Source organism: Thiobacter sp. AK1, assembly GCF_039822265.1.
GTDB classification, from domain to species: Bacteria; Pseudomonadota; Gammaproteobacteria; order Burkholderiales; family Thiobacteraceae; genus Thiobacter; species Thiobacter aerophilum.
This window is the reverse complement of sequence record NZ_JBAJEX010000002.1, coordinates 266,231-290,171: the sequence shown is the minus strand read 5'-3', so window position 1 is coordinate 290,171 and position 23,941 is coordinate 266,231. Positions and strand designations below refer to the sequence as shown.

21 protein-coding genes and 1 tRNA gene are annotated in these 23,941 nt (G+C 64.6%); 14 read left to right on the top strand and 8 right to left on the bottom strand.

The genetic code is table 11. The features are described 5' to 3' along the window. The first annotated feature begins 9 nt into the window (after positions 1 to 9). The 8 genes from polA (at position 10) to V6E02_RS04680 (ending at position 9,139) form a co-directional block, all read left to right on the top strand. Positions 10 to 2,709: a DNA polymerase I gene (gene polA, locus V6E02_RS04715; RefSeq protein ID WP_347307609.1), complete on the top strand. Its 2,700-nt coding sequence runs from the start codon at positions 10 to 12 to the stop codon at positions 2,707 to 2,709. Positions 2,710 to 2,917: 208 nt separating this feature from the next. Next, positions 2,918 to 3,943, top strand: coding sequence for a tRNA dihydrouridine synthase DusB (dusB, locus tag V6E02_RS04710; RefSeq protein WP_347307608.1), 1,026 nt, complete (start codon positions 2,918 to 2,920; stop codon positions 3,941 to 3,943). 28 nt (positions 3,944 to 3,971) lie between these two features. Continuing rightward, the gene (locus V6E02_RS04705; protein WP_347307607.1) at positions 3,972 to 4,211 is read left to right on the top strand and encodes a helix-turn-helix domain-containing protein; all 240 of its coding nucleotides are present in this window, start codon (positions 3,972 to 3,974) and stop codon (positions 4,209 to 4,211) included. 16 nt (positions 4,212 to 4,227) lie between these two features. Next, positions 4,228 to 5,796, top strand: coding sequence for a bifunctional phosphoribosylaminoimidazolecarboxamide formyltransferase/IMP cyclohydrolase (gene purH / locus V6E02_RS04700; RefSeq protein ID WP_347307606.1), 1,569 nt, complete (start codon positions 4,228 to 4,230; stop codon positions 5,794 to 5,796). A gap of 20 nt (positions 5,797 to 5,816) precedes the next feature. Further along, positions 5,817 to 6,368: a lipid IV(A) palmitoyltransferase PagP gene (gene pagP / locus V6E02_RS04695; RefSeq protein WP_347307605.1), complete on the top strand. Its 552-nt coding sequence runs from the start codon at positions 5,817 to 5,819 to the stop codon at positions 6,366 to 6,368. 7 nt (positions 6,369 to 6,375) lie between these two features. Then, positions 6,376 to 7,644 (top strand): phosphoribosylamine--glycine ligase, encoded by a 1,269-nt coding sequence (purD, locus tag V6E02_RS04690; protein WP_347307604.1) that lies wholly within the window; start codon positions 6,376 to 6,378, stop codon positions 7,642 to 7,644. A 20-nt stretch (positions 7,645 to 7,664) separates the two neighbouring features. Further along, the gene (gene hemF / locus V6E02_RS04685) at positions 7,665 to 8,561 is read left to right on the top strand and encodes an oxygen-dependent coproporphyrinogen oxidase (RefSeq protein WP_347307603.1); all 897 of its coding nucleotides are present in this window, start codon (positions 7,665 to 7,667) and stop codon (positions 8,559 to 8,561) included. A gap of 26 nt (positions 8,562 to 8,587) precedes the next feature. Then, entirely contained in the window at positions 8,588 to 9,139 is a 552-nt protein-coding gene (locus tag V6E02_RS04680; protein ID WP_347307602.1) for a CDP-alcohol phosphatidyltransferase family protein, read from the top strand. On the opposite strand, the gene V6E02_RS04675 is transcribed toward V6E02_RS04680, so the two are convergent. The 7 genes from V6E02_RS04675 to ilvD form a co-directional block, all read right to left on the bottom strand. Next, on the bottom strand, positions 9,128 to 11,959 hold the full coding sequence (locus V6E02_RS04675) for a bifunctional diguanylate cyclase/phosphodiesterase (protein ID WP_347307601.1): 2,832 nt from the start codon (positions 11,957 to 11,959) through the stop codon (positions 9,128 to 9,130). The two genes, V6E02_RS04680 and V6E02_RS04675, sit on opposite strands and share 12 nt — an antisense overlap. Beyond that, positions 11,956 to 12,915: an ABC transporter substrate-binding protein gene (locus V6E02_RS04670; RefSeq protein ID WP_347307600.1), complete on the bottom strand. Its 960-nt coding sequence runs from the start codon at positions 12,913 to 12,915 to the stop codon at positions 11,956 to 11,958. Before V6E02_RS04670 ends, V6E02_RS04675 begins: the two co-directional genes overlap by 4 nt. Before the next feature lie 416 nt (positions 12,916 to 13,331). Beyond that, complete coding sequence (locus V6E02_RS04665; RefSeq protein ID WP_347307599.1) at positions 13,332 to 13,646, bottom strand: c-type cytochrome; 315 nt, start codon at positions 13,644 to 13,646, stop codon at positions 13,332 to 13,334. Positions 13,647 to 13,926: 280 nt separating this feature from the next. Continuing rightward, entirely contained in the window at positions 13,927 to 15,453 is a 1,527-nt protein-coding gene (locus V6E02_RS04660; protein WP_347307598.1) for a methyltransferase regulatory domain-containing protein, read from the bottom strand. Then, a complete protein-coding gene (locus tag V6E02_RS04655) occupies positions 15,450 to 16,028 on the bottom strand; it encodes a TlpA family protein disulfide reductase (RefSeq protein WP_347307597.1) in 579 nt (192 codons plus the stop codon). The genes V6E02_RS04660 and V6E02_RS04655 overlap by 4 nt, the downstream gene beginning before the upstream one ends. Beyond that, the gene (locus V6E02_RS04650) at positions 15,964 to 16,518 is read right to left on the bottom strand and encodes a hypothetical protein (protein WP_347307596.1); all 555 of its coding nucleotides are present in this window, start codon (positions 16,516 to 16,518) and stop codon (positions 15,964 to 15,966) included. The genes V6E02_RS04655 and V6E02_RS04650 overlap by 65 nt, the downstream gene beginning before the upstream one ends. 5 nt (positions 16,519 to 16,523) lie before the next feature. After that, complete coding sequence (ilvD, locus tag V6E02_RS04645; RefSeq protein WP_347307595.1) at positions 16,524 to 18,377, bottom strand: dihydroxy-acid dehydratase; 1,854 nt, start codon at positions 18,375 to 18,377, stop codon at positions 16,524 to 16,526. Between the two features lie 99 nt (positions 18,378 to 18,476). Here ilvD and lgt point away from each other — a divergent pair, with 99 nt between their 5' ends. Further along, positions 18,477 to 19,253 (top strand): prolipoprotein diacylglyceryl transferase, encoded by a 777-nt coding sequence (lgt, locus tag V6E02_RS04640; RefSeq protein WP_347307594.1) that lies wholly within the window; start codon positions 18,477 to 18,479, stop codon positions 19,251 to 19,253. 43 nt (positions 19,254 to 19,296) lie between these two features. On the opposite strand, the gene V6E02_RS04635 is transcribed toward lgt, so the two are convergent. After that, positions 19,297 to 19,743 (bottom strand): DsrE family protein, encoded by a 447-nt coding sequence (locus V6E02_RS04635; RefSeq protein WP_347307593.1) that lies wholly within the window; start codon positions 19,741 to 19,743, stop codon positions 19,297 to 19,299. A 117-nt stretch (positions 19,744 to 19,860) separates the two neighbouring features. Between V6E02_RS04635 and V6E02_RS04630 the strand changes: the two genes are divergently transcribed. The 5 genes from V6E02_RS04630 to V6E02_RS04610 all read left to right on the top strand — a co-directional run bounded on the left by V6E02_RS04630 (position 19,861) and on the right by V6E02_RS04610 (position 23,896). Further along, positions 19,861 to 19,936 (top strand) — tRNA-Ala (locus V6E02_RS04630). A gap of 458 nt (positions 19,937 to 20,394) precedes the next feature. Then, a complete protein-coding gene (locus V6E02_RS04625) occupies positions 20,395 to 20,730 on the top strand; it encodes a PepSY domain-containing protein (RefSeq protein ID WP_347307592.1) in 336 nt (111 codons plus the stop codon). 210 nt (positions 20,731 to 20,940) lie between these two features. Then, a complete protein-coding gene (locus V6E02_RS04620) occupies positions 20,941 to 21,723 on the top strand; it encodes a COG4705 family protein (RefSeq protein ID WP_347307591.1) in 783 nt (260 codons plus the stop codon). 149 nt (positions 21,724 to 21,872) lie between these two features. Next, positions 21,873 to 22,538, top strand: a complete 666-nt coding sequence (locus tag V6E02_RS04615) for a response regulator transcription factor (RefSeq protein ID WP_347307590.1) — start codon at positions 21,873 to 21,875, stop codon at positions 22,536 to 22,538. Continuing rightward, positions 22,514 to 23,896, top strand: coding sequence for an ATP-binding protein (locus tag V6E02_RS04610; RefSeq protein WP_347307589.1), 1,383 nt, complete (start codon positions 22,514 to 22,516; stop codon positions 23,894 to 23,896). Before V6E02_RS04615 ends, V6E02_RS04610 begins: the two co-directional genes overlap by 25 nt. The last annotated feature ends 45 nt before the right edge of the window (positions 23,897 to 23,941 follow it).

Here is a 23,941-nt window from a genome sequence, read left to right as displayed (position 1 = left end):
CCCGCGAGAATGAAAACACTGCTGTTGGTTGACGGCTCTTCCTATCTCTACCGCGCCTTCCACGCCTTGCCCGATCTGCGCAATGCGGAAAACGAACCCACCGGCGCGATCTATGGCGTGCTCAACATGCTGCGCCGTCTGCGTAAGGAAGTGCCGGCCGATTATATAGCCTGCGTATTCGACGCAAAAGGAAAGACCTTTCGCGACGCACTCTATCCCGAATACAAGGCCCATCGTCCGCCCATGCCGGACGATCTCGCGGCGCAGGTTCCGTCCCTCCAGGAGACCATCGTCGCCATGGGCTGGCCGCTTCTGGTGATCGAAGGCGTGGAGGCCGACGACGTGATCGGCACGCTGGCGCGGGAAGCGGAAGAAAACGGCATGCGCACGGTGATTTCTACAAGTGACAAGGACATGGCGCAGCTCGTCGATCCCCATGTCACCCTGGTCAATACCATGACCAACGAAACCTTGGACGAGGCAGGCGTGCTCGCGAAATTCGGCGTGCCGCCGGAGCGCATCGTGGACTACCTGGCCCTCATCGGCGACAGCGTGGACAACGTGCCGGGTGTGGACAAGGTGGGCCCCAAGACCGCGGTGAAGTGGCTCACCCAGTACGGCAGCCTAGACAATCTCATCGCTCATGCTGACGAAATCGGGGGCGTGGTGGGGGAAAACCTGCGCCGCGCGCGGCCCTGGTTGCCGCGCGCGCGCGAGCTACTCACCATTCGGCGCGATATCGCCTTGCCGGTGCATGTCACCGATCTCGCGCCGCGCGAACCGGATCGGGAGGGCTTACGCCGGCTCTTTACCCGGTTTGGCTTCAAGGGCTGGCTTAGGGAGCTCAATGCGAGCGACGCCACCCCCGACGAAGAAGGCGTCGAGTCTGCCGGCACGGCGTCCGAGGGCGAGTATGAAACGCTGCTCACCCAAGCCCAGCTCGATGCCTGGTTGGCGCGTCTGGACACGGCGGAGCTGGTGGCGGTGGACACCGAAACCACTTGCCTCGATCCCATGCGCGCGCGCCTGGTGGGCATCGCTTTCTCCACCGGGCCGCATGCCGCCGCCTATCTGCCTCTTACGCACCGCTATCCGGGCGCGCCGGCCCAGCTCGACCTCGACCAGGTACTCGCCCGCCTCAAGCCCTGGCTGGAAAATCCGGCGAAACGGAAGCTCGGCCAGAATCTCAAATACGACAAGCACGTGTTCGCCAACCACGGGATTCGGCTGGAAGGTATCGCCCACGACACCTTGCTTCAGTCCTATGTCCTGGAGGCGCACAAGTCCCACGACATGGACGCCCTCGCCCAGCGCCATCTCGGCTACAAGACGCTCACCTACGCGGAGGTGGCCGGCAAAGGGGCCACGCACATCGGGTTTGATCAGGTGGCCATCGAGATGGCCACCCGTTACGCCGCGGAAGATGCCGACATCACCTTTCGCCTACACCAAGCGCTGTATCCCAAGCTCGCTGGCGATGCCAAGCTCAGGCGGGTGTATGAGGAGATCGAGCTCCCCACGCTGGAAGTCCTGTGGGACATGGAACGCACGGGTGTGCTGCTCGATTGCGCGAAGCTGGCTAAGCAGAGCGAAGAGATCGGGCGCAAGCTTCTCGAGCTGGAAAACCAGGCCCATGCGCTGGCGGGCCAGCCCTTCAACCTCAACTCGCCCCGCCAGATCCAGGACATCCTGTTTAGCCGCCTGGGGCTGCCGGTCAAGAAAAAGACGCCGGGCGGCGCGCCGTCCACCGACGAGGACGTGCTCGCCGAACTGGCCCTGGACTACCCGCTGCCGAAGCTGCTTCTGGAATACCGGGCGCTCGCCAAACTCAAATCCACCTACACCGACAAGCTGCCGCGCATGGTGGACCCTGCCACGGGTCGCGTGCATACCAGCTATAACCAGGCGGTGGCCGTCACCGGCCGGCTCGCCAGCAGCGATCCCAATTTGCAGAACATCCCGGTGCGCACGCCAGAGGGGCGGCGTATCCGGGAAGCCTTCATCGCGCCCCCGGGCTTCCAGCTCATGTCCGCGGACTATTCCCAGATCGAGCTGCGCATCATGGCCCATCTCTCCCAGGATCCAGGGCTGATGAAAGCCTTCGCCGAAGGCCAGGACATCCATCGTGTCACCGCCGCGGAAGTGTTTGGTGTCGCACCCGAAGCCGTCACCGCCGAACAGCGCCGTTACGCCAAGGTGATCAACTTCGGCCTCATCTATGGCATGTCCGCCTATGGGCTGGCCGCGCAACTGGGCATCGAGCGCAGCGCCGCGCAGGCCTGGATCGAGCGCTACTTCGCGCGCTATCCCGGTGTTGCCGCCTATATGGAGCGCACCCGTCAGACGGCGCGGGAGCAAGGCTACGTGGAAACGGTGTTCGGTCGCCGCTTGTGGTTGCCGGAGATCAACAGCGCAAGCCCGGCGCGGCGTCAAGCGGCGGAGCGCGCCGCGATCAACGGGCCCATGCAGGGCACGGCCGCCGATCTGATCAAGCTCGCCATGATCGCCGTGCATGGCTGGCTCAAGAAGCGGCGCATGCAAAGCCGTCTGATTCTGCAGGTGCACGACGAACTGGTGCTGGAAGTGCCCGAGGCCGAACGGGAGGAATTGATGACGGAGCTGCCACGCCTCATGTGCAGTGTGGCTGAACTTTCCGTGCCGCTGGAGACCGAACTGGGCGTGGGTCCCAACTGGGAACAGGCCCATTGATGAAAGTCCAAGATGACGCCCTCACGGCAAGCCGCCCACGTCGATTGCGACGCGCTTGCCCTGCCAGGCTCCGTGCTTGCGCTCGCATGCTGCTCCCGCCGCCTTGTCACGAAAATGCCGTTATGCACTGCAGAAGTGCATAAGTGCATAAGTTGAGAAAGCCAGGCGCTGCGTATAGAATGACCGCCCTTTCTATCGTCGTTGCCTCATGCAAATCGGTCCCCATCGCCTGCGCAACAACCTGATCGTCGCTCCCATGGCGGGGGTCACCGACCGGCCATTCCGGCAGCTGTGTAAGCAAATGGGCGCGGGCATGGCGGTGTCGGAGATGGTGACGTCCAACTCTCTGCTCTACGGTTCGGCGAAGACCCAGCGCCGCGCCAATCATGATGGCGAGCCGCCACCCATCTCCGTGCAGATCGCTGGCGCCGATCCGCAGATGATGGCACAGGCCGCGCGCTACAACGTGGACCGCGGCGCCCAGATCATCGACATCAACATGGGCTGTCCGGCGAAAAAGGTGTGCAACGTGTCCGCCGGCTCCGCGCTGCTGCAAAACGAGCCCCTGGTGGCCCGCATCCTGGAAGCCGTGGTGAACGCGGTGGAGGTGCCGGTGACGTTGAAGATTCGCACCGGCTGGGACCGGGAACACCGGAATGCTCTCAACATCCTGAAAATCGCGGAAAATGCCGGTGTCCAGGCTCTGGCCATCCACGGTCGTACGCGCGCTTGTGGCTATTCCGGTGAGGCCGAGTACGACACCATCGCCGCGGTCAAAGCGCAAGCGCATATTCCCATCATCGCCAATGGTGACATCACCTCGCCCGAGAAGGCCAAATACGTCCTCGAATACACCAAGGCCGACGCCGTCATGATCGGACGCGCGGCCCAGGGGCGGCCATGGATTTTCCGCGAAATCGAACACTACCTCGCCACCGGCGAGAAATTGCCCGAGCCGGAGGTGACGGAAATCCACGCGGTGCTACTGGATCATCTGGACGCGCTCTACGCGTTCTATGGCGAGTACACGGGGGTGCGCATGGCACGCAAGCATATCGCCTGGTATACGCGCGGGCTGGCCGGTTCGGCGGCCTTCCGTCACCGCATGAACCAGCTGGAATCGAGCCGGGAGCAGATGGCGGCCGTCGATGCTTTCTTCGCGGAACTCGCCGCGCGCAGCGCGCGCCTGGTTTACGCGGCAGACGACTCCAAAGCAGAGCTCGAAGCCGCGTAAGCGGTGATCGGGCCGGAAAGGAACAGGGATGGCATCCAAGGAAACCGAGCTTTCCGCCTGCGTGCGCAAGGCCGTTCACGATTATTTCAAGCATCTGGACGGCGAGCAGCCCGGCGGCATCTACGACATGGTGATTGGCTGCGTGGAAAAACCCCTCATCGAAACCGTGCTGGTCTATGCCCAGGGGAACCAGACGCGCGCAGCGGAGCTGCTTGGTATCAACCGCAACACCCTGCGCAAGAAGATGCAGGCCTACAAAATCAAGTGAATTTCCCGTTTCTGCCATGAGTCGAATCCAGCGCGCCCTCATCAGTGTCTCGGACAAGGCGGGCATCGTCGAATTCGCCACCGGACTCAAGCGGCTCGGGGTGGAGATCCTCTCCACCGGCGGCACCGCCAAGCTGCTTGCCGAGCGTGGCCTAAGCGTCATCGAAGTGGGCGACTATACGGGCTTTCCGGAAATGTTGGATGGGCGGGTCAAGACCCTGCATCCCAAGATTCACGCCGGCATCCTTGGTCGGCGCGATCTGCCTGAGCACGTCAGGGCCATGGAGGCGGCGGGCATTGCGCCGATCGACATGGTGGTGGTGAACTTGTACCCCTTCGGCTCCACCATCGCGCGGCCCAATTGCACCCTGGCGGAGGCGATCGAAAACATCGACATCGGTGGCCCGGCGATGGTGCGCGCCGCGGCCAAGAACTACCAGCACGTGGCGGTGGTGGTGGATCCGCGCGACTACCAGGCCCTGTTGTCGGAGCTAACCATGACCGGCGGCATTCTCGCGGCCGAGACCCATTTCAACCTCGCGCGCAAGGCCTTCTCCCACACCGCCGAATACGATTCCACCATCTCCAATTACTTGACTGCCATCGATTCTCAGGGACGGCGCGAAGGTTTTCCGGAGCGCCTCAACCTCAACCTGGTGCGTCTGCAATCCTTGCGCTATGGCGAGAATCCTCACCAGCAGGCCGCGTTCTACGCCTACCCGGGCGAGAAAGATGCTTCGGTCACCACCGCGCGTCAGCTCCAGGGTAAGGAACTCTCCTACAACAACATCGCCGATGCCGATGCGGCGCTGGAATGCGTGAAGCAGTTTCGCGACGCGCCCGCTTGCGTCATCGTCAAACACGCCAACCCGTGTGGAGTTGCGCTGGGTGCAAGCCTCCGTGAAGCCTACGAGCGCGCTTACCAGACCGATCCAGAATCGGCCTTCGGCGGCATCATCGCCTTCAACCGCGAGCTGGATGGGCAAACCATGAAGACCATCATCGAGCGCCAGTTCGTGGAGGTGATCATTGCCCCCAAGATTTCCGCCGCAGCGCTCGAGGCCGCCGGCGCCAAGAAGAACGTGCGCGTGCTGGAATGTGGGGAATGGCCCGCCGCCCCCTCGCCACGGCTAGACTTCAAGAAAGTGACCGGCGGCGTGTTGGTGCAGGAGGCCGATCTCGCCTTGCATGGCGAGCTCAAGGTGGTCACGCGACGCGCCCCCAGCGAACGGGAAATGGCCGACTTGCTGTTCGCCTGGCAGGTGGCCAAGTTCGTGAAGTCCAATGCCATCGTCTACGCGCGCGATCACATGACCATCGGCGTGGGGGCAGGACAGATGAGCCGGGTGAATTCCGCACGCATCGCCGCCATCAAGGCCGAGCATGCGGGCCTTGCCGTCGCCGGCGCGGTGATGGCGTCGGACGCCTTTTTTCCTTTCCGGGATGGCATCGACCAGGCGGCGCAGGCCGGCATTACCGCCGTGATCCAGCCCGGTGGCTCGCTACGCGACGAGGATGTGATCGCCGCTGCCGACGAACACGGCATGGCCATGGTGTTCACGGGCATGCGCCATTTCCGCCACTGAGGTCGCGACGAGTCGAGGTCATGGTTGCTCGGGTGGGCCTGACAGCGGTTTTGGCGGGACTGGCGGCGCTGTCAGCGGCGCACGCGGAGGACGTCTCGGCGTGGGCTCGGGCGCGCGAGCGCTTGGCCACCATTTGGAACGAAGGCAGCAATGACTTCTACCTGCCCTTTCACACTCACCACCTGCGCTTCGCCTACAGCCGCGAGAAGATCGACAGCTATCAGGAAAACCCTGTTGGTTTCGGCTACGGTCGCAGCCTATACGAGGATGGGGTGTGGCGCGGCCTGTACGCCATGGGTTTCCAGGACTCCCACTTCAAACCCAGCTACATGGTGGGCTATGGCCAGCAATGGCTATGGCAGCCGATGCCGGAGTGGCGCGTGGGCGGGGGCTTCACCACCTTCCTCATGACTCGCGCCGACATCGGCCATTACACGCCGTTCCCAGGCATTCTGCCGATGGCGAGTGTCGGCTATCGCCAGCTCTCGGTGGAAGCGGCCTACGTACCCGGCGCGCGCGGCGCTGGCAACCTGCTGTTCTTCTGGGCGCGCATCGAATTGGACAGACAATGAGGCAGGCATGAAGACATTGGTCATCGGATCTGGCGGACGCGAGCACGCCCTTGCGTGGCGGCTTTCCCGCTCGCCGCGCATGCAGAAGGTGTTCGTCGCCCCGGGCAATGCTGGCACCGCGCTCGACCCAAACCTGGAAAACGTTCCCCTCACGGACATCTCGGCGCTCACGGACTTCGCGCGGCGGGAGGGCATCCACCTCACCGTGGTGGGACCGGAAGCGCCCCTGGCGGCGGGCATTGTCGATGCGTTTCGCGCGGCGGGCCTCAGAATCTTCGGTCCCACGCGGCAAGCGGCGCAACTGGAGGCCTCCAAGGATTACGCCAAGGCATTCATGACACGCCATGGCATTCCCACTGCCGCTTACGCCAGCTTCAGCGAGGCCGCCGCGGCCCACGCCTACATTGAGGCCCAGGGTGCGCCCATCGTGGTCAAGGCCGATGGGCTCGCCGCCGGCAAGGGCGTGGTGGTCGCCATGACCCTAGAGGAAGCCCACGCCGCGGTGGACAGGATGCTGGCCGGGAACGCCCTGGGCGAAGCCGGCGCGCGCGTGGTGATCGAAGAATTCCTCACGGGGGAGGAGGCGAGCTTCATCGTCATGGTGGACGGGGAACACGTCCTGCCGCTTGCCACCAGCCAGGACCACAAGCGGCTTCTCGACGGCGATGAGGGGCCCAACACGGGTGGCATGGGCGCCTACTCGCCGGCACCGGTGGTGACCCCGGAACGGCATGCGCGCATCCTACGCGAGATCATCCTGCCCACGGTGGCGGGGATGCGGTTAGAGGGCATTCCCTACACGGGTTTCCTCTATGCAGGGCTCATGATCGATGCCCAAGGCCATGCCAAGGTGCTGGAATACAACTGTCGCATGGGCGACCCCGAGACCCAGCCGATCATGATGCGCTTGAAGAGTGATTTCCTCACCCTGCTGGAACACGCTGTGAGCGGCCGTCTCGACCGCGTCGAGGCGGAATGGGACCGGCGCACCGCCCTCGGTGTGGTGCTCGCCGCCGCCGGCTATCCGGACACGCCGCGCAAGGGGGATGTCATCACCGGCCTGCCGCCGCCTGGCGAAGACTACATGGTGTTCCACGCCGGCACGGCCTTGCGGGATGGCCAGGTGGTGACCAATGGTGGGCGCGTGCTGTGTGTCACCGCGTTGGGGGACACGGTCAAGATGGCGCAGCGCCGCGCCTACCAGATCGCCAGCCAGATCCACTTCGAGGGCATGCAGATGCGCCACGACATCGGCCACCGCGCCTTGCTGCGCTGAGCCTGCGCCGGGAGATAGCAATGGATATCACCCGCGTGCGGGAATTTCTCACCGAATTGCAGGAACTGATCGTCGAACGCCTGGAACAGGTAGACGGTAAGACTTTCCGCCGCGATGCCTGGACGCGTCCTGAAGGCGGGGGCGGTTTGAGCTGCGTGCTGGAGGAAGGCCACGTGCTGGAACGGGGTGGGGTCAACTTCTCCCACGTGTGCGGCGCAGCCCTTCCCGCCTCAGCGAGCGCCAGCCGGCCGCAGCTCGCGGGCCGTCGCTTCGAGGCCATGGGCGTGTCCCTGGTGCTGCATCCGCGCAATCCCTACGCCCCCACGGTACACATGAACGTGCGCTTCTTCGTGGCGGAGAAGGCGGGCGCCGATCCCGTGTGGTGGTTTGGCGGCGGCATGGATCTCACGCCCTACTATGGTTTCGAGGAAGACGCGGTGCACTTCCACACGATTTGCCGTAATAGCCTGACGCCCTTCGGCGAACAGTACTATCCGCGCTTCAAGAAATGGTGCGACGAGTATTTCTATCTCAAGCACCGGGGCGAGCCGCGCGGGGTGGGAGGCATTTTCTACGACGACTTCAGCGAACAGGGATTTGAACACGCCTTTAGTCTCACCGAAAGCGTGGGCGATCATTTCCTCCCGGCCTACATGCCCATCCTGGAACGCCGCATGGACATGGCTTATGGCGAGCGCGAGCGGGATTTCCAGTCCTACCGGCGCGGGCGCTACGTGGAATTCAATCTGGTCTATGACCGCGGGACGCTGTTCGGCCTGCAAAGCGGCGGTCGCACCGAATCCATCCTCATGTCCCTGCCGCCCATCGTGCGCTGGCGCTACGACTGGAGACCCGAGCCCGGCACGCCGGAGGCGCGCCTCTACAGCGATTTCCTGGTCCCCCGCGACTGGATCTGACGCGGCAGGCCTATACTCTAGAGGGCATGACGGCCGTCAACCTGCCCAATGTCCTCACGACCCTGCGCGTGACCGCCGCGCCGCTTTTGGCTTGGGCACTCCTCACTCGGCAATTGGAGCTGGCCTTCTGGGTGTTCGTCGCGGCGGCCCTCACCGATGCGCTGGATGGCTGGATAGCGCGCCGATTTGGTCTGCTCACCCCCTATGGCGCGGTGATGGATCCCCTGGCCGACAAGTTGGTCACGCTGGTGTGCGTGGTGCTCCTCACCTGGCTTGAGGTAGTGCCCCTGTGGCTCACCCTGGCGCTGGTGGTGCGTGACACGGTGATCGTCGGCGGCGCGTTTGCCTACCAGCGCGCCTTCGGTGAGGTGCACATCCAACCCACGCGGCTGGGCAAGCTGCACACCTCGGTGGCCTTCGCCCTGTTCGCCATGGTCCTGGCCGAGGGGGCGGATTATCTGGATCTTACGCCCTGGCGGCAAGCACTGTTCTGGATGGTGTTCGCCTTCACCCTGGCAAGCGGCGTGCAATACGTGGTGCTGTGGGGGCGCAAGGCGGCCCAGGCTTCACGGCGCTAGGCGCGCCAACCAGGTGGTGAGTGGCTCCGGCCGGTGGAAGTGGTAACCCTGGAAGCGCTCGCAGCCCAGATGGCGCAGGAACTCAAACTGGGCGGCGGTCTCCACGCCCTCCGCCACCACCTCGAAGCCCAGGTGGCTGGCCATGGCCAGGATGGTCTCCACCAAGGCGACGTCGTTGAGATCCTGGGGCAAGTCCTTGACGAAGCTCTTGTCGATCTTGAGCTCGGACACTGGAAGACGCTTCAGATAGGCGAGGGAAGAGTAGCCGGTACCAAAGTCATCGATGGAAAACCGCAGGCCCAGGGTGGCGAGCTCAGTCATGCGTGCCACCGCCTCGGACGTGTGCTCCACCAGCAGGTTTTCCGTGATCTCCAGCACCAGGTAAGCGGGGTCGGCGCCGCTGGCGGCGAGGATATCCTGCACCTTTCTCACCAGATTGGGCTGATGGAACTGGCGCGGACTCATGTTCACCGCAATGCGCAGGCTTCGTCCTGCGGCGTTGAGCCGCGCGATGAGGCGGCAGGCTTCGGCGAGCACCCATTCACCGATGGGCACGATGAGGCCCGACTCCTCGGCCACCGGGATGAAGCTTGCAGGCGGGATGAGCCCCTCTTGGGGGTGGCGCCAACGCACCAAGGCCTCGGCGGCGATGGGGCGGCCCTGCGCATCCACCTGGGACTGTAGAAAGAGTTCGAAGGCCTGGTGGTTCACCGCCTCGCGCAGCGCCTGCTCCAGGGCATAGCGCCGGCTCACCGCCTCCTGCATGGTGGTTTCGAAGTAGGCCACGGCATTGCGTCCGCTCTCTTTGGCGCGGTACATGGCGATGTCCGCTTCACGCATGAGATCGTCGATACTCTCGTGATTCTTGGGGAACAGGGTAATGCCGATGCTGGCGTTGGAGACGTAGTGGTTTTCGCCGATGGGGATCGGCTGCTCGAGGGCGACGCGCACCTTGTCCGCCACCGACAAGGCCAGGGCCGCAGCATCCTGGACGTTGACGGCGAGATTCGGAAGCAGGATCACGAACTCATCGCCCCCAAGCCGCGCCACCGTGTCCTCTTGGCGCACGTGTAGCACCAGACGCCGCGCCACTTCCTGCAACAGGGCATCGCCCAATTCGTGGCCATAGACGTCGTTGATGCGCTTGAACTGGTCCAGATCCACGAACAGCAGGGCACCGGCCCGTCCGGTGCGGCGCGCGCTGGCCAGGGCCTGGGTGAGGCGGTCGCGCAGCAAGGCGCGGTTGGGCAGCCCGGTGAGCGCATCGTGATAGGCGAGGCGCTCGATTTCCGCTTCCGCCCGCTTGCTGTCGGTGATGTCCAGGCAGTGCCCCACGTAGCCCAGGAAAACGCCTTCGCTGTCGTAACGGGGGCTGCCCTGGTTCACGATCCAGCGGTATTCCCCCGAGTGGTGACGCAGACGGTACTCCGTGCGGAAGGGTTGACGCGCATCGAAGGCGCGTCGGTAAATTTCCAGCACCCGCGGCAGGTCGTCCGGATGCACACCCGCGGTCCAGCCCATGCCCCGTTCCTGCTTGAGGCTACGGCCCGTGAATTCCAGCCAGACGCGGTTGAAATAGTCGCACTGGCCATCCACCCCGGATGTCCAGATCAGCGCCTGACCGGCATCGGCCAAGGTGCGGAAGTGCTTCTCGCTGTCGGCGAGCTGGCGGCGCAACCGGTATTCCTCGGACACGTCGCGGAACACCAGCACCACGCCCTCGACGCGCCCCTCGGGGCCACGAATCGGGGCGGCGGAATCGGCGATGTGGCAGCGATTCCCGTTGCGATCGATGAGCACGGTGTGGTTGGCAAGGCCCACCACTGTGCCTTCCGCCAGCACACGCTCCACAGGGCTTTCCTGGGGACGGCCGGTGAGAGCATTTTCGATCACGAAAATCTCGCCTATGGGGCGACCCCGTGCTTCTTCCAAGGACCAGCCAGTGAGTGTCTCCGCTACCGGATTCATGAGGGCGATGCGTTGCTTGGCATCGGTGGCGATGAGGGCATCGCCAATGGACTGCAGGGTGATGGCCAGGCGCTGCTCGCTCTGTGCCAGCCGCGCCTGGGCCTGCGCCACGGCCTCGGCCATTTGGTTGAAGTGGTGGGCGAGTTGTCTGATCTCCTCCACGCCCGCCTCAGGCACGCGTATTTCGTGCTCGCCGGCGCCAAACCGCTGCGCCGCCGTGGCGAGCCGCTGCAGTGGCTGGCTCACCTGGCGTAACAGGAACAGGCCGAGCAGCACGAGCAGCAGCGCCAGGCCTACCAGGTCCGGCGCGCGGTCCCGGAAGGCGAGCAGGCGCGCCTGAGCGCGCACCTGCGCGAGATCGAACTCTACATAGACCAGCCCGCGGCGCGAGCTACGCAGCTCGGTGGGCGTGGCAGGCAGCTCAAAGGGATGGAATGCTTCGAGCCGGTTGCCATCCGCGTGGACTTGGAGCACCGGCAGGCGCTGGCGGGTGAACTCACGGGCGCGCTCCCAGGGAAATCCTGGCAAAGCCTGTGCGACCGGCTGCCCTCGCCAGGCGTAACGGTGGGCACTCACCACGCGTCCGGCGTCATCGAGCACCAACACCACCCGAGCGCGGCGATCGGTGACGGTATGAGCCAGATCAGCTTCCACCAAGCCGCGCGCACTCCCAAGACCCTGTTCCGCCATGCGCGCGAGATGGGCGGCGGCGCTTAGGCAATCGGCGCGGCCTTGTTCGAGAATGCGTGCCTGCTCCCGTTGCAGGGTGCCGAAGAAAGAGATCCCACCAATCAGGAGCAAGGCCAAGGCCAGGCCCAGGGGGAGGACTACTCGCAGTGGCGCGCGCATCATGTGGCCCTTGGCAAAAAGCGCGGATCGGCCAAGTCGCCGGTGTGCACCGGCCCCTTGATGAGCCCGTTGGCGCGCATGATTTCCACCACCCGGTCGGCGGCCGCGACCAGCCGCGGCGGATCGGCGGCGAGCCAAGCCCGATTGGCGGCCACGTCCATCAGGCGCACACCACGCAGGGCTGCGAGCACGGCGTCCGGCGCGATGCCCATGCGGGGCGCCATGCGCGTGGCGGCATCCCAGGGTTGCTGTCGCAAGTGACGCAAGGCCGCGAAATGGCCGGCGAGCAATGCGCGAAAGGTCGCGGGTGTGGCCTCGAGGGCACTGCGCCGGGCCACCAGCACGTCCACGATCAGGCCGGGAAAGGCCCGGCTGTCCAGCAGGCGCCGCGCCCCCAGCGCCTCGAGCTGAGTGGCATGGGGCTCGTAGCTCACCAGGGCGTCCACTTCGTTTTCCTGCCACGCGGCGAGCTGACGATCGGCGGTGAGGGGCACCTTGATTACGTCTTCGGGCTTAAGCCCAGCGATCTCCAGCGTTTTGCTGAGCATGAGTGCGCCGGCGGCGGTTTCCTCCAAGCCGATGCGCTTGCCAGCGAGCTCGGCGGGGTGGCGGATGGTTGGACGCGCCATGATCACGTCGGCACCGGCGGAATCGTCGAACACCAGGATTGCCCGCACGTCGAGTCCCCCTTCCCGTGCCAGGAGGCATTCGTCCAGGGTAAGGGTGGCGGCCTCCACTTCCCCGCTCGCCAATGCCATCAGGCTGGCGGTGTTGGAAGGCATTTCCACCAGGCGGATGGATTCTTCGTCCAGCAGGCCCAGCTCCCGGGCAAGAAACAGCGGCTCATAGCCCACCCAGACGATGCCTGCCACACGGATGAGGGGCTGCGGCGGCCCACAGGCGGTGAGTAGAGGCAGGGCCAGGCTTGCAGTTAGAAAGCGCCTGCGGTTCAGGAGCATCAGCAGTTTTCTTTGGTACCAGATGGGCCAAGGGTCAAGGGGCGCGTGCGCCACCGCAAAGCCTCGGGCCAATCCCCGTTTCTTGCTCTATCGCCAGGCGGGCAAGGGACGAGGCGAAGCGCCGCTTCATCTTGGGGGCAGCACTCGACCAGGACGCCTTCCTTGATGGTAGTCCCGGCGGGGGCGCGCGCCTAGCCCCGCAAACTGGCGCCTGGTGCAAGGGGATGCGCGCGGGGCGATACGTGGCTTTCCCCGTAAGAAGGCCGTCGAGGTGCCCCACTCCCATTGGCCGCGTCAGATCCCGCCAAATCCTTGCGCAGGGCGTATCGATCCCCCACGCGGCAGGGTCGCCCATCCCACCGGCCTACATAAAAAAGCCGGCGCAAGGCCGGCTTTTTGCCGTGTCTGCCGAGGGCTTACTTGAGCGACAAGATCCACTGCACGATGGCTTTGAGGTCGGCATCGGGCACCTGCGGACTGGGCGGCATGGGCACCGTGCCCCACACGCCGGAGCCCCCTTTCTTTACCTTGTCGATGAGGTGCGCTTCGGCGGTTTTGTCCCCTTTGTACTTGGCGGCCACGTCTTTGTAGGCAGGGCCGACGACTTTCTTGTCCACCTGGTGGCAGCTCATGCAGGCGTATTTCTGGGCCAGGGCCGGACCGTCGGCGGCCAGGGCGGGCGCGCCGGCGACTACGCCGGCAGTGGCGAGGGCGATGAGGCGGTATTTCATGATGTCTCCTTGTCACGACTCGGGAAAAGGTTTGCCAATGTTAGCCAACCGATGCCGGTTTGCAAAGCCGCAGAACTTGCTCGAAGTCAACCTGCGGTGGCAGGCATTCAACGTCCCGGCACAGCCAGGCGTTGACATGGGCGGACACGGGTGCGCCAGCGACGGCGGCAATCCCTCGGCGGCGTCGGGCAGGGGAAACGCCCAGGCCCACGCGGGATCTTTCCCGCCAGCCGCGGCAGCAGATCCATGAGCCCCGGCAGCCGATGACGCGGATGTTTGGCTAGGGGATTGGCTCCAGCAGGCCGTTGCGGGCGAAGGTCCACAGAAGACGCGCGCAGCCCACCAGGGTCTCCTCGGGACTGAAGTCGGGCCACCGGTTGCGCATGGCGCTGGCCAATGCGGGCAGATCGTGTTCCCCGTCGCACAACAGGGCGAGGGCGCGCGCGGCCTCGTCCAGCTCCAGCGCACTGTGGCGGATGCCGGCGGGCGCAAGGCCTTGGCTCACTTGATGCCGCGCCATGGTATGCAGGCGCGGCCGCGGCGCGGGTTGGACCGCCCATTCTTGGGGGTCGGGCGCAAGGCCCACCAAGCGATGGCCGGCCAAGGCGGCCAGCTCGGTGGCGAGTCGCTGATCTTCCTGGGCCAGCCTTGCGTCCCCATGGGCACGCACCACCGCCTGCGCGGCGGCGGCCAGTTCTCCATAGGCGACGGCGGAAGGGAAGCGCTCCGCAAGCACAACGAGGGCCGCCTTGGTCAGGGGATGGCTGGCCTGGAAAGCCGTGCGCGTGGCGCTGCGGAAGGCCTGGGGCGTATCCCGGCTAAGGTCGATTTCTTCGTCGGAGCTTAAGTCCGCGAACAGGGCGAGCTCGGCGATGCGGGCGCAATCGAGGACCGGCTCCCCGGCTGAAAGGGGCGTGAGCAGGCTGCGCCGGAAGGGGCGCAGGGCAAGAAAGTCGTAATACTGCAGCCGCCGGGGCAGCGGATAGTCGGCCACGGCCGCACGCGCGGCGGCATCGAGCCCCTGGCCCAGGTCCGTGGCCGGTTCGGCGTCCCCCACATAAGCGAGCCCCGCCGCCTGCGCCTGCGCGAGGAAGGTGGAAAACAGCACGGGCTCGTTCTCGGCCTCCAGGTACTCGTGATAGAGATAGCCCGCCGGGGCAGTCCGCAGATACGCCAACTCCTGGGCCATAAGGCCCGCCTCTGGCGTTTCCAGGGCGGCGAAGGCGGGCGCCATGCGCGCCAGGAATTCCTGGGCCAGGGCCAGCCGCGCGCGGGGATGGCGTGCCGTCCCCACGTGGGCAAGCAACATGTCGCGCACCATGGCCCGGGCGCGCCAGCCGGGAAGTGTGTTGTAGCTCACATAGGCGATGCCCCTTGGGGCGAGCACCTTGGCGATGAGCTCCAGCAACCGCTCGCGCAGGGGCGCGGGCACCCAGGAATAGAGCCCGTGGGCGATCACGTAGTCGAACCGTCCCAGATCCTCAAGGCCCGCCGCCACGTCCCGGTGCAATAGGTGCACGTGGTCAAGCCCTAAAGCGGCGATCAGCGCTTGGCCTTCCTCGACCTGACGCAGCGACAAGTCCACCCCCACGTATTCGTTGCCGGGGCGGTAGAAGGCCATCGGGATGAGGTTGCCGCCACTTGCCGCCCCCAGTTCCAGCACGCGGCAACCGTTGATTGGTGGCGGGCTCAGGCCCGCGAGTCGCGCCACGGCCGCCAGGGCGTCCGGATGCGTGGCGGGGATGGGAATGCTTTCGTAGGGGACGAGGTCGTAGCTTTCCAGGGTGGGGGTCGCGCCGTCGCTCATTCTGCGATTAGCTCTCGCACTCGCTTCTCGATCTCCGGATGGTCGAACTCGCGTCCACCCATGGCGCGGTAGGCGATGCGCCCATGCTTGTCCACCAGGAAGCTTGCGGGCAGGCCCTTCACGCCCCAGGCTTGAGCGCTCTTGCCGTCGCTGTCGAGGAGGATGGGGAAGCTGGGCGCGGGATCGAGCTGGCCGGTAAAGGCGAACACCAGATCGAAATTTTCCATCTGGTCCACCGCGAGAACGGTGAAAGGCGCATCCTTGAGCCGCTGGTGTAGGCGTTCCAGCGAAGGCATTTCACGCCGGCACGGCGGACACCAGGTGGCCCAGAAGTTGACCAGGACCACCTTGCCCCGATAATCCGACAGCCGTTGCAGTCTGCCGTCCAAATCCTTGAAGGCGAAGTCCGGCGCTGCCGGACGCGGATTGAGTGGCGTGAGCCGATGGGTGAGTTCAGGGAGCTGGGTCTGAGCCTGGGCGGCCCCAGTGAGCAGGGCAGCCAGCGCCAGACTAGCGCAGGCCAGAGCCTTGCGGACATTCGAGATTTTCCAGCTTTCCGGTAAGGATCTTGCCATGTTGCCTCCATGTGTAGATGAGATCGAACCGCGTGCCCGGCGCAATCTTCGGGGTTGTGAAGCCCTGGGCCCAGTCGCCCACGTCGAATTCGATGTCATCCGGCAGGATGGAGTAGCTGAAGTCCGCGCCCAGCTTCCTCCACACCGCGATCCACTCCGATTTGGTGCGCAGCCGGTGGCGCTTGCCGTCACGGGTGACGTAGCGCCACTCGGCCACGCGGTAGGACAGGGGCGCATCCGATTCGTTGCGCACTACCGTGCCAAAGATGCAATAGCCCTTCATGCTGGCATAAAGGGCGCGCGGCAGGTCGCGCGAGGCGTAGGTCGCTTCGACGAACTCCGGCAAGATCTGCACCAGCTCGATGCTGAAGCCCCGGTCCAGCTTCTTCCAGCTCTTGAGTCCCGTCTCCGGGTTGATGATTTCCACCTGTTGCGCGGCCAGCGCCCACCCGCACAAGGTGAGTAGGGTGACAGTCAAAAGCGAACGCATGCGCCTCACCTGCGCTTGAGTTGTTCCACATCGCGCACCGCCCCCTTCGCGGCCGAGGTGGTGAGCGCCGCATAGGCCTGAAGGGCCGCCGACACGATGCGATTACGCGCCACCGGCTGCCAGGCCTTGGCGCCGCGCGCCTCCATCGCCACACGCCGGCGATGGAGTTCCTCCTCGCTTACACGGAGATGGATGCTGCGCTGGGGAATGTCGATGTCGATGATGTCGCCTTCTTCCACCAGGCCGAGGTTACCACCTTCCGCGGCCTCCGGGGAGACATGGCCGATGGATAGGCCCGAGGTGCCGCCGGAGAAGCGACCGTCCGTGATGAGGGCACAGAGCTTGCCCAGCCCCTTGGATTTGAGATAGGAGGTGGGGTAGAGCATCTCCTGCATGCCGGGTCCCCCGCGTGGGCCTTCGTAGCGGATAATCACCACCTCGCCCGGCTTGATGCGGTCGCCCAGGATGGCGTCCACCGCATCTTCCTGGCTTTCGAAGATGCGCGCCGGCCCGGAGAACGTGAGAATGCTCGCATCCACGCCCGCGGTCTTGACGATGCAGCCCTCTTGCGCCAGATTGCCGTAGAGCACGGCCAGCCCGCCGTCCCGGGAATAGGCGTGGGCCACATCGCGCACACAGCCGTTGATCACGTCGGTGTCGAGGCTTTCGTAGCGCTTGTTCTGGGAGAAGGCGACGGTGGTGGGCACGTTGCCGGGCGCGGCGCGGTAGAACTCCAACACCTTCTCGTCGCGGGTGCGGCGAATGTCCCAGTGTTCCAGGGCATCGCCCAGGGTGGGGCTGTGCACCGTGGGGACGTCGCGGTGGATGAGTCCGGCACGGTCGAGCTCGCCCAGGATGCGCATCACGCCCCCAGCACGATGTACATCCTCCATGTGATACTGCTGTGTGGCGGGCGCCACCTTGGCCAGATGGGGCACCTTGCGCGATAGGCGATCGATGTCCTTCATGCTGAAATCGACGCCGCCTTCCCGCGCCGCCGCCAGCAGGTGCAGCACGGTATTGGTGGAACCACCCATGGCGATGTCCAGGGCGATGGCGTTCTCGAAGGCCTCGAAGGTGGCGATGGAACGAGGCAACACGCTGGCATCGTCGCGTTCGTACCAGGCGCGGGCAAGCGCCACGATCAGGCGCCCAGCCTCGATGAACAGGCGCTTGCGGTCGGCATGGGTGGCCACAAGCGAGCCATTGCCCGGCAGAGCAAGACCAAGCGCCTCGGTCAGGCAGTTCATGGAGTTGGCGGTGAACATGCCGGAACAGGAGCCACAGGTGGGGCAGGCGGACCGTTCCGTGATCTGCACGTCCTCGTCGCTTTCCGCTGGATTGGCTGCGGCCACCATGGCATCCACCAGATCCAGCTTCACCATCTTGCCGTGCAGCACCGCCTTGCCTGCCTCCATCGGACCACCGGAGACAAACACCGTGGGAATGTTAAGGCGCATCGCCGCCATGAGCATGCCCGGGGTGATTTTGTCGCAATTGGAAATGCACACCAGCGCATCGGCGCAATGGGCGTTCACCATGTATTCCACCGAATCGGCGATCAGCTCCCGCGAAGGCAGCGAATAGAGCATGCCGCCATGACCCATGGCGATGCCGTCATCGACAGCGATGGTGTTGAACTCCTTGGCTACGCCACCCGCCTTCTCGATCTCGGCGGCTACGAGTTGACCCAGATCCTTCAGGTGCACGTGGCCCGGCACGAACTGGGTGAAGGAATTGGCGATGGCGATGATGGGTTTGTCCCAGTCGGTCTCCTTCATGCCGGTGGCGCGCCACAGGGCGCGGGCGCCGGCCATGTTGCGGCCGTGGGTCGTGGTCCAGGAACGGTAGCGGGGCATGGTCTTCTCCAAAGACGGCGGCGCCCGCACGAGCGGGCGTCGGCAAGAAAAGAGGCTTCAGTATAATCGCCGATTCTAAACAAAACCCGGTGCCCTCGCATGTTGGTCCATCCCCAGTTCGATCCCGTTGCCATCCATCTCGGTCCCCTGGCCATTCGCTGGTATGGCCTCATGTATTTGCTTGCCTTCGCATTCGTCTTGCTGCTGGGACGCTGGCGCATCCGGCACCAGCCCTGGACCGGCTGGAACGAGAAGATGCTCGACGACGTGCTGTTCTACGGCGTGCTGGGCGTGGTGCTGGGAGGCCGGCTGGGGTATGTGTTCTTTTACAAGCCGGGGGACTATCTGGCCGATCCCTTGGCCATTTTGCGGGTGTGGGAGGGGGGCATGAGCTTCCACGGCGGCTTACTCGGGGTGGCGGCAGCCATGCTGATCTTCGCCCGGCGGCATGGCTTGTCGTGGCTGGCGGTCACGGACTTCATCGCACCGCTCGTGCCCTTGGGGTTGGGCGCGGGACGCATCGGCAACTTCATCAACGGCGAGCTGTGGGGCCGTCCCACGGATGTGCCCTGGGCCATGATCTTCCCCCAAGTGGACGGCACCCCACGGCATCCCTCCCAACTCTATGAATTCGCCCTGGAGGGGCTTGTCCTGTTCCTCATCTTGTGGTGGCTTGCACGCAAGCCACAGCCGAAAGGGACGCTCTCCGCGGCGTTCCTCATCGGCTACGGCACCGTCCGGTTTCTCGTGGAATTCACCCGTGAACCGGATCGCTTCCTGGGCACGCTGGCCTTGGGCCTGTCCATGGGCCAGTGGCTGTCCCTGCCCATGATTATCGCCGGCGTGCTGCTGCTGGTCTGGGCGCGTCGCCCATGAAAAAAGCCAGCACGAGGCTGGCTTTTTCCGTGGGCTGGCTGCATCAGGGACGAATGTAAGTCCAACCAGCCCGCTGCTTCTCGCCGATCTCCAGCACACCCGCCTTCACGACCGCCACCCCCGGTACCAAGTCTGCCTTCTCAAGCTTCATGCCCTTCATGGTGTTGCCGCAGGCAACGACCTTGACTCCATCCTTCAGCGCATCTTGGATGCGGTTGGCTACTTCCGACTCCGCTTTGAGCATGTTCAGGCCCGGCCCGTATGCCACGATTTCCACCTCGGCCTTGTCCGCCCCAAGATCCTTCTGCACGTTCTTGGCGTTATTGAGGGCGAGATTCCATTTCGCCGGATCGTTGTCGCTGACCTGGATGACGAAGCCCGGCTTTTCCGGCTTCGGCGCCTGCTGGGCGCAACCGGCGAAGGCCAGAAGCGCCAGTCCCACAAATACCGAACGTAAAAACGCCCTGGTCCAAACGTGATGCTTGTGCATGTGCTGTCTCCTTTTGGTGGTTTGAACTGCCGCCCGTGCGGGCGTGCCGTCATCATAACAGATCCCGAGCCGGCATTTACGCGCGCCTCCTTTGCCCATAAAATGGCAGCTTCGCGTGGGGCGGTAGCTCAGCTGGGAGAGCGTCGCGTTCGCAATGCGAAGGTCGGGAGTTCGATCCTCCTCCGCTCCACCAAAAACCCTTCCGCAGTCGTCCACCAAAGGCCGTGAAGCAATGAGAAATCAACGCTTTGCGGCCTTTTTTGTTCCGCTATCATCCACGACGATCCGCTTGCATCCGGGGGCATGTGGATGATTAAGCCTCCGGCGGACTATAAACGGCTCACGACAGGCGCTGAAATCGTCCCAATACGGCGCGACCTGGGCTAACCGTTTTGCCTGGCCTAGGTGGCGGCTGATCGCCGCCAAAAAGCGACCCGTACCCCACCGCGTCGTTCACCGTCCCCCGGGCGCCTTGGGGCATCGCTGCCAGCGAATAACCCGCGTTCCCGCCCGCGCGCCATTGCCGAGCCACGTGACGGTGTCTGTCGCGCCTGCTCAGCATCTCCGGCCGATCCGGCTCAGTATCAGCTAAGTCAAGCCGCGTAGTGTCTGCGTCGTGCAAATCCCTGCACGCTTTTTTGGAGATACATCATGAACCGCTACACCACACTTTCCCTTCTGGTTGTCGCCCTTGCGGGCACGGGTGCCGTGGCCTACGCCACCAACGGCGGCGTGGAAAACGACGCCTTGGCCATCGGCAAGGCCAAAATTTCCCTGACCCAGGCCGTGACTGCAGCCGAGCGACACGTCAACGGCAAGGCTTCCCGCGCCGAGTACGAGAACTCGAAACAGGGCTGGATCTACGACGTGGAAGTCGTCAGCGGCGCCAAGGTCTTCGATGTCCGGGTCGATGCCGACAAGGGAACCGTCATCGCGTCCGCCGAGGACAAGGCGGACCACGATGATGAGCACGACGCGCAGGACTGATCCTGCGACAGGCGGGCCGGATCGTTCTTTCCTGGGGCGATCCGGCCTTCATGTCTGGCAAGCCCTCCACCCGAGCTTTTTGGGCTTGACGCCCGCGCAGCGCCCGCTGCCAGGCCGACCCAGTGAGGCCGGTCGCCTTGCCCTCGAGGCGCTGCTTGCGTCAACCCGTCTCGCTTATAGATCCACCCGCTCCAATTGAAAGGACAACCCATGGACACATTCCCCGCGCGCGCTAGCAACATCTGGCTCAACAAGGTTCCGGAAATCACATTGGCGTTCTGGATCATCAAGATCCTGTCCACGACGGTGGGCGAGACCGGAGCCGATTTCCTGGCGCTGAACGCAGGTTTGGGCCAAGGACTGACGCGCACCATGATGGTCGCTTTGCTCGCCGTGGCTTTATTTGCGCAACTGCGCACCCGTCGTTACACTCCTTGGATTTATTGGCTCACGGTGGTACTGGTCAGCGTGGTCGGCACCCAGATCACCGATCTGCTCACCGACGGTTTGGGCGTGAGTCTATATATCAGCACGCCGGTCTTCGCGGCAGGCCTCGCGGCGATCTTCTACGTCTGGCACCGGGTCGAGGGCACGCTGTCCATCCACCACATCGTGACACGCCGCCGCGAGCTGTTCTACTGGGCTGCGATCCTCTGCACCTTCGCCCTGGGCACGGCTGCGGGTGATTTGGCGACGGAAGCCTTGGGCTTGGGATTCATCCGCGGCGCAGCTGCCTTCGGTGCGCTGATCGGCGTCACGTATGTAGCCTGGCGTATGGGCGGCAATGCCGTGCTGACCTTCTGGATCGGCTACATCCTGACCCGCCCCTTCGGTGCGGCACTTGGCGATTGGCTCACACAGGCCAAGACCTATGGTGGTCTCGGCTTGGGGACGCTGTGGACGAGCGCCTTGTTCCTCACGGTCATCGTGCTGTTGGTGGGGGCCGACCAGGTCGCACTGAATGGGCGGCGCGCGCCCCGGCTGGCCGAATGAAAGTCTTGGTCCTGCACAAGGCGTAAAGACATGCTCAAACCGTATTCCTTCTCTGGCGCAGTCGCCGGCTGGCCTTCATGCTGACCGCGATCCTGCTATTCCGGCAGCGGGCCGCCGGCACGGCACATTGAAGGGATGAAGGGGGCGAGATGCGGGTATTGCTGGTCGAAGACGATGCCATGATCGGCGATGCGATTCAGGGCGCATTGAAAGATGCGTCTTATGCCGTGGACTGGGTGAAGGATGGTCCGACCGCCCTCAGGACGCTTGCGTCCCAGCACTACGACCTGGTGCTGCTCGACCTGGGGCTGCCGGGCAAGGATGGGCTGGCGGTGCTGTCCGGCATCCGCGCCCAGGGCAACGCCGTTCCCCTGGTCATCATTACCGCGCGCGATGGGCTCGATGACCGTCTGCGCGGTCTGGACGGCGGGGCCGACGACTATGTGTCCAAACCGTTCCAGATGGCGGAGCTGCTGGCCAGGATGCGCGCGGTGCTGCGGCGCAAAGGGGGTGCGGCGGGACCCGTTCTGACGAACGGCGTGGTGACCCTCGACCCGGTGACCAAAGAAGCCTGCGTCCGTGGCGGTCCGCCCGTGCAACTGTCGAACCGCGAGTTCGCCCTGTTGCAAGCCCTTTTGCTGCGCCCTGGCGCCATTCTCTCCCGGAGTGAATTGGAAGACCGCATCTACGGCTGGGGGGAAGAGGTGGAAAGCAATGCAGTCGAATATCTGATCCACGCACTCCGGCGCAAGCTGGGCAGTGACATCATCAAGAACGTCAGGGGAGTGGGATGGATGGTCTCAAAACGCGCCTGAACGAATCGGTCCAGCTCAAGCTGTCTTTCACCCTGTCGCTGGCCATCCTCGTGGTGGCCGTCGTCGCAGCCATCTTCTCGTTCGTAACGGCCTTCGACGAGGCCCACGAACTCCAGGACGAAATATTGCGCCAGGTGGCGCAGCTCGTAGACCATCAGCGTCTGTCACCGCGAGCGCCGGTGCACGAAAACCAGGCCAAGGACGTGGACGACGAATCGCGCGTGATCGTTCAGCCCCTGGGCGCGGCCAATCCCGCGGCGGCCGGTGTGGATGCAGGCGGCAGGCTTGCGCTGCCGCCGACACTGCCTGACGGTCTGCATACGGTCGAGGTGGGCGGCGAGACATTTCGCGTGCTGGTCAAGACCACGCAATCCGGCGAACGCATCGCCGTGGCCCAGGAAGCCGGCTTTCGCAATGAAATGGCCCGCGATGGGGCGCTGCGCACGGTGATGCCTTTCATGATTCTCGTGCCGGTGCTGGTTCTGATCGTTGCCGATCTGGTGCGCAAGATGTTCCAGCCCATTGCGGCGCTGTCCCAGCAAATCGATCAGCGGGCAGAGCAGGACTTGCGTCCCATCGAGGAAAGTCATCTTCCGATCGAGGTGCGTCCCTTCGCCGTGGCCATCAATCGTCTACTCGCCCGCGTGCACCAGTCGATGGAAGCGCAACGTCGCTTCGTGGCCGATGCCGCGCACGAGCTGCGTTCGCCGCTGACCGCCCTTTCGCTGCAGGCGGAACGGCTGGCCGATGCAGAAATGTCCGCCGCGGCGCGCCAACGACTGACGGCTTTGCGCCAGGGGATCGAGCGCGGCCAAAACCTGCTGGAGCAATTGTTGGCCCTGGCGAAGGCGCAGTCGGCCACGGATCGGCCCAAGTCGCGGGTTTCCGTGGCGCATGTCTACCGGCGCGTGCTGGAGGACCTCCTGCCGCTGGCTGAGGCCAAGCAGATCGACATCGGCGTCGAAGGCGCACAGGACCTGAGCATCCTGGCCGACGAGATGGACTTGGTCACCCTGGTCAAGAACCTGGTGGACAACGCCATCCGCTACACGCCGCCGCACGGGCGTGTCGATCTTTCCGTGGACGTCGCCGCAAACAAGGCCATACTCGGTATCCAGGACACGGGGCCCGGCATTCCCTTGGCCGAACGGGAGCGGGTTTTCGATCCTTTCTACCGTGCGCCGGGAAGCGAAGCCATCGGCTCAGGGCTGGGACTTGCCATCGTGCAAACGATTGCCCGGCGCATGGGGGCGGCAATCCGTTTCGATTTCGCCGACGCAGCGCGGCAGGCCGGCCTCAAAGTGAGCGTCATCCTTCCAACGAGCGAAGGACTGGACAGTTCAGAGTGGAACGAATGATCGACATTTCGCTGGGGCTCTCTTCGCGCGGGGACGGGCGAAGGG

Bases quoted from the DNA above. Each gene is read 5' to 3' on its own strand.
- polA (WP_347307609.1), top strand. From the start codon at position 10: ATGAAAACACTGCTGTTGGTTGACGGCTCTTCCTATCTCTACCGCGCC.
- dusB (WP_347307608.1), top strand. From the start codon at position 2,918: ATGCAAATCGGTCCCCATCGCCTGCGCAACAACCTGATCGTCGCTCCC.
- V6E02_RS04705 (WP_347307607.1), top strand. From the start codon at position 3,972: ATGGCATCCAAGGAAACCGAGCTTTCCGCCTGCGTGCGCAAGGCCGTT.
- purH (WP_347307606.1), top strand. From the start codon at position 4,228: ATGAGTCGAATCCAGCGCGCCCTCATCAGTGTCTCGGACAAGGCGGGC.
- pagP (WP_347307605.1), top strand. From the start codon at position 5,817: ATGGTTGCTCGGGTGGGCCTGACAGCGGTTTTGGCGGGACTGGCGGCG.
- purD (WP_347307604.1), top strand. From the start codon at position 6,376: ATGAAGACATTGGTCATCGGATCTGGCGGACGCGAGCACGCCCTTGCG.
- hemF (WP_347307603.1), top strand. From the start codon at position 7,665: ATGGATATCACCCGCGTGCGGGAATTTCTCACCGAATTGCAGGAACTG.
- V6E02_RS04680 (WP_347307602.1), top strand. From the start codon at position 8,588: ATGACGGCCGTCAACCTGCCCAATGTCCTCACGACCCTGCGCGTGACC.
- V6E02_RS04675 (WP_347307601.1), bottom strand. From the start codon at position 11,959: ATGATGCGCGCGCCACTGCGAGTAGTCCTCCCCCTGGGCCTGGCCTTG.
- V6E02_RS04670 (WP_347307600.1), bottom strand. From the start codon at position 12,915: ATGCTCCTGAACCGCAGGCGCTTTCTAACTGCAAGCCTGGCCCTGCCT.
- V6E02_RS04665 (WP_347307599.1), bottom strand. From the start codon at position 13,646: ATGAAATACCGCCTCATCGCCCTCGCCACTGCCGGCGTAGTCGCCGGC.
- V6E02_RS04660 (WP_347307598.1), bottom strand. From the start codon at position 15,453: ATGAGCGACGGCGCGACCCCCACCCTGGAAAGCTACGACCTCGTCCCC.
- V6E02_RS04655 (WP_347307597.1), bottom strand. From the start codon at position 16,028: ATGGCAAGATCCTTACCGGAAAGCTGGAAAATCTCGAATGTCCGCAAG.
- V6E02_RS04650 (WP_347307596.1), bottom strand. From the start codon at position 16,518: ATGCGTTCGCTTTTGACTGTCACCCTACTCACCTTGTGCGGGTGGGCG.
- ilvD (WP_347307595.1), bottom strand. From the start codon at position 18,377: ATGCCCCGCTACCGTTCCTGGACCACGACCCACGGCCGCAACATGGCC.
- lgt (WP_347307594.1), top strand. From the start codon at position 18,477: ATGTTGGTCCATCCCCAGTTCGATCCCGTTGCCATCCATCTCGGTCCC.
- V6E02_RS04635 (WP_347307593.1), bottom strand. From the start codon at position 19,743: ATGCACAAGCATCACGTTTGGACCAGGGCGTTTTTACGTTCGGTATTT.
- V6E02_RS04625 (WP_347307592.1), top strand. From the start codon at position 20,395: ATGAACCGCTACACCACACTTTCCCTTCTGGTTGTCGCCCTTGCGGGC.
- V6E02_RS04620 (WP_347307591.1), top strand. From the start codon at position 20,941: ATGGACACATTCCCCGCGCGCGCTAGCAACATCTGGCTCAACAAGGTT.
- V6E02_RS04615 (WP_347307590.1), top strand. From the start codon at position 21,873: ATGCGGGTATTGCTGGTCGAAGACGATGCCATGATCGGCGATGCGATT.
- V6E02_RS04610 (WP_347307589.1), top strand. From the start codon at position 22,514: ATGGATGGTCTCAAAACGCGCCTGAACGAATCGGTCCAGCTCAAGCTG.